8 protein-coding genes are annotated in these 12476 nt (G+C 74.2%); 6 read left to right on the top strand and 2 right to left on the bottom strand.

The annotated features are described in order from the left end of the window. The 5 genes from ABLM29_RS09835 to ABLM29_RS09815 are packed head-to-tail and all read left to right on the top strand — an operon-like array spanning nt 1 to nt 9433. The gene (locus ABLM29_RS09835) at nt 1–1347 is read left to right on the top strand and encodes a multicopper oxidase domain-containing protein (RefSeq protein WP_349713920.1); all 1347 of its coding nucleotides are present in this window, start codon (nt 1–3) and stop codon (nt 1345–1347) included. 14 nt (nt 1348–1361) lie between these two features. Continuing rightward, nucleotides 1362–4346 (top strand): multicopper oxidase domain-containing protein, encoded by a 2985-nt coding sequence (locus ABLM29_RS09830; RefSeq protein ID WP_349713919.1) that lies wholly within the window; start codon nt 1362–1364, stop codon nt 4344–4346. Nucleotides 4347–4359: 13 nt separating this feature from the next. Next, on the top strand, nt 4360–4893 hold the full coding sequence (locus ABLM29_RS09825; protein ID WP_349713918.1) for a hypothetical protein: 534 nt from the start codon (nt 4360–4362) through the stop codon (nt 4891–4893). Between the two features lie 44 nt (nt 4894–4937). Continuing rightward, a complete protein-coding gene (locus tag ABLM29_RS09820) occupies nt 4938–6713 on the top strand; it encodes a copper resistance CopC family protein (protein ID WP_349713917.1) in 1776 nt (591 codons plus the stop codon). Beyond that, nucleotides 6713–9433, top strand: coding sequence for a S8 family serine peptidase (locus ABLM29_RS09815; protein WP_349713916.1), 2721 nt, complete (start codon nt 6713–6715; stop codon nt 9431–9433). The genes ABLM29_RS09820 and ABLM29_RS09815 overlap by 1 nt, the downstream gene beginning before the upstream one ends. A gap of 41 nt (nt 9434–9474) precedes the next feature. Here the strand turns inward: ABLM29_RS09815 and ABLM29_RS09810 are convergent, their stop codons facing one another. After that, nucleotides 9475–10755 (bottom strand): NAD(P)-binding domain-containing protein, encoded by a 1281-nt coding sequence (locus tag ABLM29_RS09810; RefSeq protein WP_349713915.1) that lies wholly within the window; start codon nt 10753–10755, stop codon nt 9475–9477. 54 nt (nt 10756–10809) lie between these two features. Next, on the bottom strand, nt 10810–11379 hold the full coding sequence (locus ABLM29_RS09805; protein WP_349713914.1) for an OsmC family protein: 570 nt from the start codon (nt 11377–11379) through the stop codon (nt 10810–10812). A gap of 172 nt (nt 11380–11551) precedes the next feature. On the opposite strand from ABLM29_RS09805, the gene ABLM29_RS09800 reads away from it, so the two are divergent. Then, nucleotides 11552–12403: a class I SAM-dependent methyltransferase gene (locus ABLM29_RS09800; RefSeq protein ID WP_349713913.1), complete on the top strand. Its 852-nt coding sequence runs from the start codon at nt 11552–11554 to the stop codon at nt 12401–12403. Nucleotides 12404–12476 lie beyond the last annotated feature (73 nt).

Raw genomic sequence — 12476 nt, 5'->3', positions numbered from 1 at the left:
ATGTCCAGCTCGGCGCCCACGCACAGCGACGCAGCGGCTCCCGTCCGCACCCCCGGCCGGAGCCGTCCGACCGCCCTGGTCCTCCTCGTCGTCGCCGTGCTCGCGCTGACGACCGCGCTCACCCGGCCGGGCGAGGCGGCGGCCGCCGCCCCGCCGAACAGCGTCGGCCTGGTCTGCACCGACGGCGTCGCGGGCGACGCGACGCACCCGATCTTCAACCTCACCACCAAGACCGGCTACATCAGCCTCCCGGACGGCAACACCGCCTTCATGTGGGGCTACTCCAGCGGCTCCGACGGCTTCCAGCACCCCGGGCCGGTGCTCTGCGTCAACCAGGGCGACACGGTCACCGTGATCCTCCACAACACGCTCCCCGTGCCCGCGTCCATCGACTTCCCCGGGCAGCGCGACGTGCTCGCCGACGGGCTGCCCGTCCGGGCCGCGCGCAACGGTGGCGGGCGGATCACCTCGCTCGTGGACCCGGCGGCCGCCGACGGCGGCACGATCACCTACAGCTTCGTCGCCGAACGCCCCGGCACCTTCCTCTACGAGTCGGGTACCGACCCCGAGACCCAGGTGCGGATGGGCCTGTTCGGCGCCCTGGTCGTGCGCCCGGCGGCCGGCGCCACCCACGCCTACAACCGGGACGACAGCGAGTTCACCGCCGGCGAGGAGTTCATGGTCCTGCTCTCCGAGATCGACCCCTACCAGCACCGCGCGGTCGAGCTGGGCAAGAACTTCAACGTCAACAACTACAAGGCGCGGTACTGGCTCATCAACGGGCGCGGCTTCCCCGACAGCATCGCCGACAACGGCGCCTCCTGGCTGCCGACCCAGCCGTACGGCGCGCTCGCGCAGATCCACTCGTACGACGCCGGCGGCCACCCGCTCCCCGGGATGGCGCGCTACCTCAACGTCGGCAGCGAGGACTACCCGTTCCACCCGCACGGCAACAACGGCACCGTGATCGGGCGCGACGGCCACCCGCTGGAGAACGACGCCGGCGACGACCTCTCCTTCGAGAAGTTCGCGATCAACATCGGGCCCGGCCAGACCTGGGACGTGCTGTTCAAGTGGTACGACGCGGAGGACTACAGCCCGGACAACCCGGTGCCGGTCGAGATCCCCAGCCTGGCGAACTCGGTGATCGGGACGTTCTACAGCGGCAGTCCCTACCTGGGCACCCGGGAGACCCTGCCACCCGGGACCGCGTCACTGAACCAGTGCGGTGAGTACTACATCATCTCGCACAACCACGCGCTGTATCAGATCACCTCCTGGGGCGCCACGATGACCGGCCCGATCACGTACATGCGGATCGATCCGCCCGAGCCGAACGACTGCTGAGAGAGGGCAGCACGATGACGACATCACGAGGCCTCATCAAGGCGCGGCTCGCGCTCCTCGGCGCCGCGACGCTCGTCGTGGCCGGGCTGAGCCTGGTCACGGCGCCGCCGGCGCAGGCGGCGACGCAGAACTTCGACCTCTACGCCGTCGCGGGGTCGGCGACGATGCCCGGCGGGCAGTCGGTCACGGCCTGGGCCTACCAGGAGACCGCCACCCCGGCGGACCCGTTCCTCCCCGGCGGCCCGACGCTCACCGTGGACGCCGGCGACGAGGTCAACATCACGCTGCACAACGGGATCGGGGAGCAGTCCGGCCTGTTCATCCAGGGTCAGCCGATGGTGCCGGACCTCACCGGCATCGGCGACGGCGAGCAGCAGACCTACACGTTCACCGCGAGCGAGCCCGGCACCTTCCTCTACGAGGCCGCGCCGCTGCCCAACGCGCAGCACCAGCCCGCGATGGGCCTGTACGGCGCGCTCGTGGTGCTCCCCGCCACCGCCGGCCAGGCCTACGACGACGCGGCGACTGCGTACGACGACGACGAGGTGCTGCTGCTCGGCGAGATCGACCCGGCGCTCAGCAACGCCGCGAACCCGGCCGGCTTCGACATGCGCAACTTCGCTCCGCGCTACTTCACGGTCAACGGCCGCGCGTACCCGGAGACCGTGCCGGTCGCCGCGACCGCGGACACCACGCAGCTGATCCGGTTCGTCAACGCCGGCGTCGGCTACCACTCGATGGGCGTGCTGGGTGCCGAGGAGACGGTGATCGCGCTCGACGGCGCGCCGCTGACCGACGCCCGCCACTACGTCGCCGAGACGATCGGCCCCGGCCAGACGCTCGACGCGCTCGTCGACGTGCCGGCCGCGCGGTCGGTCGACACCGAGCTGCTCGTCTACGACGCGGGCCTCGGGCTGCACAACACGAACGCCGGCGGCACCGGCGGCATGCTCGCCGAGATCCCCGTGGCGGGCGACCCGCCGGCGACGGACGAGGTCGGTCCGGTGGTGAGCGGATCGACGGTCGCCGGCGGCACGCTGTCCGCGACGGTGAACGACGGCGCAGGCCACGGTGGCTCGAACGTCGACGCCGCCGAGTACTACGTCGACGACGTCACCGGGACCGGCACCGCCCTGACCGGCACGTTCGGTACCCCGTCGGTGGACGTCACCGCGGCGGTCAGCGTGCCGCCCGGCGAGCACGTCTACTACCTGCGCGGCCAGGACTCGGCCGGCAACTGGGGACCGTTCACCTCGGTCCTGGTGACCGGCGCCGACCAGGGTGGCCCGACCACGTCCGGCCCGCTGCTGACGCCCAACCTGGTGAACGGCGCCAGCAGCAGCGGCGTGGACGTCTCCGCGACCGCCGACGACAGCGAGTCGGGCAACTCCGTGATCGCCGCCGCCGAGTACTTCATCGACGACGTCGGTCCCGACGGCTCGGGCAACTCGATGGACGTCAACCCGTCCGCGCCCGTCGCCAGCCTCGACGCGACGATCCCGCCGGCCACGCTCGACGGCCTCAACGAGGGCGCGCACGTCGTCTCGATCCACGCTCAGGACGGCGAGGGCAACTGGGGCGAGGTGGTCACCGTCAACCTGACCGTCGACGAGAGCGGACCGCTCACCTCGGGGGTCTCCGCCGCACCGTCGCCGAACAACGGCACCCGCGCCTACAGCTCCTCGGTGCCGGCCGTCAGGGTGATCGCGACGACCATGACGGACCCGATCTCCGGCAGCGTCAACAGCCCGGTCACCGCCGCCGAGGCGTTCATCGACACCGTCGGCGCGGACGGCTCCGGCATCGGGCTCACCTCGAGCGACGGGGTCTTCAACGACACCACCGAGGGCGGGTACGCCGACATCCCGCTCGCCACCGTCGCGGCGATGTCGAACGGCGAGCACACCATCTACGTCCACGCCAGGGACGCGGCCGGCAACTGGGGCCCGACGGCGACCACGACGCTGGTGGTCGACAAGACGCGGCCGACGGTCTCGGCGGTCACCGCGATGCCGAACCCGACCCTCGGCGCGGCGTCGGTGACGCTCACCGCGGACGCCACCGACCCGGCGCCGGCCAGCAGCGCCATCGTCCGGGCGGAGTGGTGGCAGGGCGCCGACCCCGGCGTCGGCAACGGCGCGGCGATGACGGTCAGCGGGGCCGGGCCGACCTACACGGCGACCGCGACGGTCCCGGTCGACGGCCTCGGCGACGGCGACTACGCGCTGCACGTCCGGGTCCGTGACGAGGCGGGCAACTGGAGCACCGTCGGGACCACGACGCTGCAGGTGCGCGGGCCGCTGTTCTACTCCACCTCCGGCAACACCAACCCGCCGGGAGTGACCGGGACGCCCGACAACTCCGACGTCTACAGCTGGAGCGGGACCGCGCACAGCAGGTCGGTCGACGTGACGGCGGCGCCGTACGGCATCCCCGGCGGCGCCAACGTGGACGCCTTCAGCCGGATCGACGCGACGCAGTTCTACGTCTCCTTCTCCAACTTCACCACCAACGTCCCGGGCGTCGGCACGGTGGCGGACGAGGACGTGGTCCTCTGGGACGGCGGCGGCTGGTCGATGTACTTCGACGGGTCGACCCACGGGCTGGGCGGGGCGGGCGCGCTCGACATCGACGCGCTGAGCGTCGACGGCGCCACGATGTACCTCTCGACCACCGGCAACACCAACCCGCCGGGCGTCGGGGGAGCGGCCGACAACTCCGACATCTACAGCTGGAACGGGACGTCGTACGCGCGGGTGTTCGACGCCACCGCGAACGGCATCCCGGGCGGTGCCAACGTCGACGGCTACGACCGGGTCGACGCGACGCACTTCTACCTCTCCTTCTCCAACACCAGCACCACGGTCGCCGGCTTCGGCGCGGTGCAGGACGAGGACGTGGTGTTCCGCAACGCCGGGACCTGGCTGACCTACTTCGACGGCACGGCTCACGGAATGACCTCCGGCGGGCTCGACGTGGACGCCTTCGATGTCCCGTGAGAAGGGTCCCGTCATGAGCGTTCCGGCCTCCAGCACCACCGGCGCCGGGACGGTCGGAGGCGCCCCCGTCGGCGTCGCGAGCTCCCCGTCCCCGGAGCAGCGACGCCGGCGGCGGGTCGCCGTCGGCCTGGCGCTGGTGGTGGCCGTCGCCGCCTTGCTCACCTGGAACCACGCGCGGCACCCCGCCGACGTCCGGGACGGCACGACCGCCCTGAGCCGGGCCGAGCTGGCGGCGGCGGAGGGCGTCGACGTCAACCTCGTCGCCGTCACCGCCGCCGGCGGACTGGTGGAGCTGCGGATGCAGGTCGTGGACCCGGAGAAGGCGTACTCCGTGCTGCACGACGACGACCGGCTCCCGGTGCTGGTCGCCGAGAGCACCGGGGAGACCCTGCGGATGGCCTCGCCGCCGCACCACCAGCGCGAGCTCGACCTCGGCGGCACGTACTTCTTCCTGCTGGCCAACGCGCACGACGCGCTGCACGCCGGCTCCGAGGTCACCCTCGTCATCGGCGACTCCCGGCTCGAGCACGTGGAGGTCCAGGGGTGAACCGGACGGGGACGCGGCGGCCGCTCCTCGCAGGAGCGGCCGCGGTGCTCCTCGGCCTCGCGCTGCTGGGGCTCGTCGTCGCCCCGCCGGCCGGCGCGCACAGCGAGCTGATCCGCTCCGACCCGTCCGACGGCGGTGTGGTGGAGGTGGGACGCACCGAGCTCAGCCTCTGGTTCGACGAGCCCGTCGACATCGCCACGGCCCACCTCGTGCTGCGCACCGACGCGGGCACGCCCGTGCGGGTGCGGGCCGACCCGTCCGCCGGCCGGTCCGCCTTCGTCACGCTCCGCACGGCGCCGCTGAGCCGCGGCATCCTGGTGCTCACCTGGACCATCACCTCCGCGACCGACGGGCACATCAGCGCCGGCACGATGACCTTCGGCGCCGGCGTCCGCCCCGACGGGACCGCGGCCGGTGCGGCCACGCCGCGGGCGCCCGACGTCGCCGGGCGCTGGCTCCAGCTGCTGGCCCTGGTCGTCGCAATCGGGGCCGTCGTCGCGCCCCGGCTCCTGGCCCGCGGGACCGCGGTGGCGCCCGAGGCGCCCTGGCAGGCCGCGCGGATCGGCATGCTCGCCGCCCTGGTCGCCCTGGTCGCGACCGCCGCCACCAGGCCCGACGCCCTGGACGCGGTCGACTCGCAGCGCTGGGCGCAGTGGTGGGCGGCCGGTCTGGTCGCGCTGCTGCTGGCCGCGGCCGCGTTCGCCGGGATCGCCCGTCGAGGCCCGACGCGGCGGCGCGAGGCCACCGCCGGCCTCGCGCTGCTGCTGGCCGCCGGCGCCGACGCGGCGTCCGGCCACGCGGCGGCACTGCCGCGCGAGTCGGCGGTCGCCGTCGTCGCGACCGCGGTCCACGTCGTCGCGTCCGGCGTCTGGTTCGGGACGCTGGTCGTGCTCGCCGCGTGCCTGCTGCCCACGATGGTCCGGGAGCCCGGCAGCCGTCGGCCGCTGCTGCGCACGGTCTGGCGGGCGTTCGGGCCGGTGGCGGCCGCGGCGGCGACCTTCCTCCTCGCCTCCGGCCTGTACCTCGCGGGCCGCAACGTGCCCGACCCCGCCGCCCTGGTCTCGGGCTGGTACGGCCTGGCGCTCGCCGGCAAGGCGCTCGTCCTCGCGGCCGCGCTCGGGACGGCGCTGCTCGCCACCCTCACCGTCGGACGCCGGCTGCCGCTCGTCGGAGCGGACCGGTGGCTCCCACGCGCGCCGGCCGCGGCCCGCTTCCCCCGCATCGTGCTCACCGAGATGGTGGTGCTGACGGTGGCGGTGGTCCTCGCCGCGGTGATGACCACGATCGCCACCGCACGCACCACCGAGGGCGTGCCCGGGGCGGCCGGGGCCGGCGACGGCATCACCGTGGACGGCCTGTTCATCACCTTCGAGGCGGTGCCGGCCGGGGAGGACCAGGTCAGGCTGGTGGTCCGGGCGAGCCCGGTGACCCGACCGCAGCCCGGGAGGGTGACGGGAGCCGACGTGCTGCTCACCGACGGCACCGCGCAGGTCCCGGTGCCCCTGCAGCAGGTCGAGCGCCGCCACTTCGAGGGCGCGACCGGCGCCCCGACCTCGGGCGACTGGCAGGCCTGGGTCAGCGTGCACCGCGCGGCCGGCGGAGACGCCGTCGCCCAGGTCGGCTGGACCGTCGCCGACCGCGCCGCGCCTCCGGCGGGCCCGTGGGAGGTGGCGGCCACCATCCTCGCCGCCCTGCTCGCGCTGGCGGCCTCGGCCGCGCTCGGGCTGACGGCGATCCGGACGGCGCTGCGACGCCGGACCCCGGGCGAGGCCGCCGCGATCCGGCCACGTGTACCTGTCGGCGTACGGAGGGAAGGCTGATGACTGCTCCACGGACCCACGGCGCGCTGCTGCGCGCCCTGATCGGCTCGCTCACGCTCGCGCTCGCCTGTGCCTTCGCCTCAGGCGGCGCCCCGGCGGCGACCGCCGCCGGAACCGCCACCGTCCCCACCGCTGTGTCCGCCGCCGCGCCCGACCTGGTCACCGTGCTGGTCACGATGGACCACCAGGCCGACCTCCGGGACGTCACCGGCACGTCCCGGAGGGCGCGGCTGCGCTCCCTGGTCGCCGTGCTCAAGGCCGCGGCCGAGCAGGGGCAGAGGTCGATCGCCACGCGGCTGGGCACGCTGGCCTCGCGCAACCGGGTGGGCGAGGTGAGGCCGCTCTGGATCGTGGACGCGGTGGCCGTGACCACCACCCCGGACGTCGCCGCGTCCCTGGCGGGTCGAGCCGACGTCAGGTCCGTGGTGAGCGACGAGATCGACCTCGTCCCGGCGGTGTCCACCGTCGAGCCCCACCTGACCTCCGCCAACGTTCCGCCCGTGTGGGAGGACCACGCCGACACCGGCGCCGGCGTCGTGGTCGCGACCCTGGACAGCGGCGCCGACGTCAGCCACCCCGACCTCTCGTCGACGTGGCGCGGGGGCACCAACAGCTGGTTCGACCCGTACGGCGAGCACCCCGACGCCCCGATCGACCTGACCGGCCACGGGACGGGCGTCCTCGGTGCGGCCGTCGGCGGCGACGCATCGGGATCGTCCATCGGCGTCGCGCCGGAGGCGCAGTGGATCGCGGCGCGGGTCTTCGACGACCGCGGCACGTCCAGCGCCGCCGCGGTCCACGAGGCGTTCCAGTGGCTGCTCGACCCGGACGGCGACCCGGCGACCGCCGACGCGCCCCAGGTCGTCAACGGGTCGTGGTCGATCGGGGCCGGTCCCGGCTGCGACCTGAGCTTCCAGCCCGACGTCCAGGCGCTGGAGGCGGCGGGGATCCTCCCGGTCTTCGCCGCGGGCAACTACGGATCGGGTGCCGACACCGGGGCGAGCCCGGCGAACTACCCGGAGTCGCTCGCGGTCGGCGCGCTGGGCTCGACCGACACCGTGCTGGCCAGCAGCAGCCGCGGCCCCTCGACCTGCGGTGGCCGCAGCGGTGCCTTCCCCGACCTTGTCGCGCCGGGGAGCGACGTCCTGACCACCGAGCGCTACGGCCTCTACCAGGTGCTCTCGGGCACCTCGATCGCCGCGCCGCAGGTCGCGGGCGTCCTCGCGCTGGCCCTCGCGGCGCAGCCGGGACTCACCCCCGCCGAGCAGCGCGAGGCCGTGACGCTGGGGGCGGTCGACCTCGGCGACCCGGGCCCCGACAGCGTCAGCGGCTACGGCCGCGTGGACGCGTTGGCGACCTACGACCTCGCGACCGCCACCACCGCGCCCCCGCCGGACTTCTCGGTCTCCGCGGCGCCGGACCCGGTGTCGGTGGTGGCCGGCGAGGCGGTGTCGTTCGACGTGACGCTGGTGCCGACGTCGGGGACGCCGGGTGACGCGGCGGTGTCGGTGGCCGCGCCGGGCGGGACGACCGCGGAGGCGGTGCCGGCGACGGTGCCGGGTGCGGACGGGGTGAGCACGGTGACGGTGACGACGAGCGTCGACACGGTGCCGGGTGACCACCCGGTGGTGGTGGACGTGGTGGCCGACGGCGTCACGCACTCGGTGTCGGTGACGCTGAGCGTGACCGCGCCCCCGCCGGACTTCTCGGTCTCCGCGGCGCCGGACCCGGTGTCGGTGGTGGCCGGCGAGGTGGTGTCGTTCGACGTGACGCTGGTGCCGACGTCGGGGACGCCGGGTGACGCGGCGGTGTCGGTGGCCGCGCCGGGCGGGACGACCGCGGAGGCGGTGCCGGCGACGGTGCCGGGTGCGGACGGGGTGAGCACGGTGACGGTGACGACGAGCGTGGACACGGTGCCGGGTGACCACCCGGTGGTGGTGGACGTGGTGGCCGACGGCGTCACGCACTCGGTGTCGGTGACGCTGAGCGTGACCGCGCCCCCGCCACCCCCGCCGCCGGACGTCGAGCTCGAGCTGTCCACCACGGGCGTCGCGGACCCGCCCGGCCTGTCCGGCTCGGCGGACGACGCCGACGTGCTGAGCTGGGACGGCGTCGCGTTCGCGCGGACGGTGGACGCCTCGGCCGCGCCGTGGTCGCTGCCCTCCAAGGCGAACACCGACGGGTTCTCCCGGCTGGACGCCGACCGGTTCCTCGTCTCCTTCGCGACGAACACCAAGGTGCCGGGCCTCGGCACGGTCCAGGACGAGGACGTGCTGCTCCACGACGGGACGGGCTGGGCGGTCTGGTTCGACGGCACCGCCCAGGGACTCATGCTCTCGGGCCTCGACCTCGACGCCCTCAGCGCGGTCGGGGACGAGCTGTACTTCTCCACCATCGGCAACGTGCGGGTGCCCGGCGTGTCGGGCACGCCCGACGACGCCGACGTCTACCGCTGGGACGGCACCGGGTTCACGCGGGTCTGGGACGCCACCGCCGAGGGCCTGGCCAGGTCCGCGGACATCGACGGCCTCGACGTGACCGACGAGGACCACCTGGCGCTGTCGTTCAGCACGACGACGGTCGCGGTCCCCGGGCTCGGCACCGTCGAGGACGAGGACGTCGTGCGGTACGCCGACGGCGCCTGGTCGACGACGTTCGACGGGACGGCGGTGGGGCTGACCACCGACGCCCTCGACGTCGACGCGCTGGACCTCCCCTAGGAGGCTGGGGAGCCACCGAGGGGAGGGGCGCGGGACGGGGCTCAGCCGATCGCGGCTGAGCTCCGCTCGAGGTGGCCGACGAGGTGCCCCGCGAGGTCGATCGCGTCGCGACCGACGCCGTCGAGGAAGCTGGAGCTGCGGCGGCGCAGGAACGGCAGCCCCAGCACGTAGAGGCCGGGGGCGTCGACGACGCCGCCGTCGTGGCGCAGCCGGCCCGAGCCGTCGAGCACGGCGGGGGCGAGGCGCTCGGGGTCGAGCCAGGGGTAGCGGGGGCGGAAGCCGGTGGCCCACACGACCGCGCCGTAGCCGGACAGGTCGGCGTCGAGCCGGGTGCCGTCGACGGCGGTCGCGGCGGGGCGGACCGGGTCGCTGAGCTCGGCGTCGAGCCCGTGCTCCTGCGCGAACTCGTCGATCCGGTCCAGCAGGCGGCGCTGCTTGAGGTCGGCCAGCATGCACACGTTGGCCAGGGATCCCGAGAACTGCGCGCGGCCGGCGTGGAGCCCGGCCAGCCGGCCGACCACCTCGACGCCGCGGCCACCGAGGCTGTTGAGGTCGAGGGTGCGGCGCTCGGGGCTGCCGACGAGCTGGAGCGACGGGAGCCGACGGGCCCGGCCGAGGTCCTCGACCTCGTCGTACCGCTCGTCGAGGATGCCGAGGGTGGACATCCACCAGTGGATGTCCATCCCGCGGTAGGTGCGGGGCAGGCGGACGTGCTCGCCGGTCGACAGCGTCACCTCGCGCCCGGCCCGGGCCAGCTCGTCGGCGATCTGGAGGCCGGAGGCGGAGCCGCCGACCACGAGGACGCGGCCGTCGGCGACCTGCGCCGGGTTGCGGTACTCGGTCGGGGCGAGCTGCTGCAGGTGGCCGGGCAGGTCCGCGGCGAACGCGGGCTTGTGCGGGTCGCTGCACGCGCCGGTGGCCATCACCACCGCCCGGGCCCGCCAGGAGCCGCGGTCGGTGTCGACGACGTACCCGTCGGAGCAGGGCGCGACCCGCTCGACGGTGGTCCCGTCCTCGACGGGGGCGCCGAACGAGGCCCGGTAGGCGTCGAGGTGGGCGACCACCTCGGCCGCCGTCATGAAGCCGTCGGGGTCGTCGCCGGCGTAGCCCCAGCCGGGCAGCCGGGTCAGCCAGTTGGGGGAGAGCAGCCGGAGTGAGTCCCACCGCTCGGTGCGCCAGGAGTTCGCGGTCTGCCCGCGCTCCAGGACGACGTGGTCGACGCCGGCGTCGGTCAGGCACCGGCTCATCGCCAGTCCGGCCTGCCCGCCGCCGATCACGACGACGTCGGTCCTGCGGGTGCTGCCCGCTCCTGCGTGTGCCATGGGACTCACTCCTCTCTGCTGAAGGGTCTGCTGTCTCTCACCCGGCCGGCCGGCTCAGGCGAGCTCCACCGAGACGGCGGTCGGGTTGGTGACGACGTCGAAGACGGCGGACCGCTTCTGGGACTGGGCGAGCACGGCCTGCAGCTCCTCGCGGGAGGCGTCGGCGTCGATCTCGTAGCGCACGGTGATCTTGCTGAAGCCGTTGCGCACGTCGGGGTCGATGCCGAGGATGCCGGCGAGGTCCATCTCGCCCTGCACGGTCGCGGCGACCGAGCGCAGCTGGATGCCGCGGTTCGTGGCGACCGAGGCGACGCCGGCGGTGAGGCAGCCGGCCAGGCCCATGAGGACCAGCTCGACGGGGGAGGGACCGTTGTCGGGGGAGGCGAAGACCTCGGGGTGGTCGATGTCGACGGAGTACTCGGCGCGGTGGCTCTGCTCGGCGCCGAGGCCGAAGAACTCCTTGACGCTGGAGCGGCTGTGGGTGCCGTTGATCCACCGGTTGGTCGCGGTGAAGGTGAAGGCGGCGGCCTCGCGAGCGTTGGTGAGGACGTCGCGGGCCCCGAGCAGGGCGTCGACGTCCACGCCGTTGTCGACGGGCTTGGTGGGGTCCTGGGTGGCGGTCATCTGACTTCTCTTCCTGTGTGGTGGTGGGCCACCTCGGTGGTGGCCCGATCGGTGACACCACCGTGGCCGAGGAGGCACCCGCCGAACTTGGAGGAGACATGGAGAAGCCGTGGAGCCCGATCTCCATCTCTCCTCCAAGACCCGCGGGCGGTCGCGGGCGCACCGTGGAGCCATGTCCACCACGACCCACACCACCCACGACCAGAACCCCGCCCGCTCCCCGGGCGCCTCCACCCCGCAGGGGCACGACTGGCGCAAGGCCGGCGAGGCCTGGGGCAGCGGCGCCGTCGACTGGGCCTGCCTGTTCGAGCACTACGCCGTCAACGTCCTGCTCAGGGCCATGGACCGGCTCGACGTGTCCGACGGCACCCGGCTGCTCGACATCGCCTGCGGCTCGGGCCTGGCGATCCGGTTCGCCGAGGCCGCCGGCGCCGAGACCGCCGGGATCGACGCCGCCGAGTCGCTGGTGCGGATCGCGCGGGCCCGGTCGCCGCGGTCCGACGTGCGCCACGGCGACATGTTCGCGCTGCCGTGGGCGGACGCCAGCTTCGACGCGGTGACCTCGATCAACGGCATCTGGGGCGACTGCGAGGCGGCGCTGGCCGAGGCCCAGCGGGTGCTCCGGCCCGGTGGTCGGATCGCCATCAGCTTCTGGGGTCGTGGGCGGCTGGACCTGCGCCCGGTCTTCAAGGTCTTCTCCGCCAACTCGCCGCAGACCCACCAGCAGGGGATGCGGCGCACCAACAACATCGCCCGCGAGGGCGTGGCCGAGGGGATGCTGGAGGCGACCGGGTTCGAGGTCGTCGAGCGCGGCTCGCGCCTGTCGATGGTGGAGTGGCCCGACGCGGACACCGCCTGGCGCGCGATGGCCACCCTCGGCCCGGCGCAGCCCGCGCTGCGCGCGGTCGGGCCCGACGCCCTGCGCCCGCAGGTGATGGCCGTCCTCGACGAGCTCGTCGACGACTCCGGCATCTACCGCTTCTGCAACGACCAGGAGTACGTCGTCGCGGAGAAGCCCGCCTGACCGTTCCCGATCCCCTGACCTGCGGAGAGCGCTGGACCAGAACTCTGGTGCCACGTCACGTTGTCTGTGTCAC

It is taken from the genome of Nocardioides sp. YIM 152588, from assembly GCF_040191335.1.
Taxonomy (GTDB): domain Bacteria; phylum Actinomycetota; class Actinomycetes; order Propionibacteriales; family Nocardioidaceae; genus Nocardioides.
The sequence above is the reverse complement of the archived record's forward strand: the minus strand, read 5'-3'. Positions and strand labels throughout refer to the sequence as shown.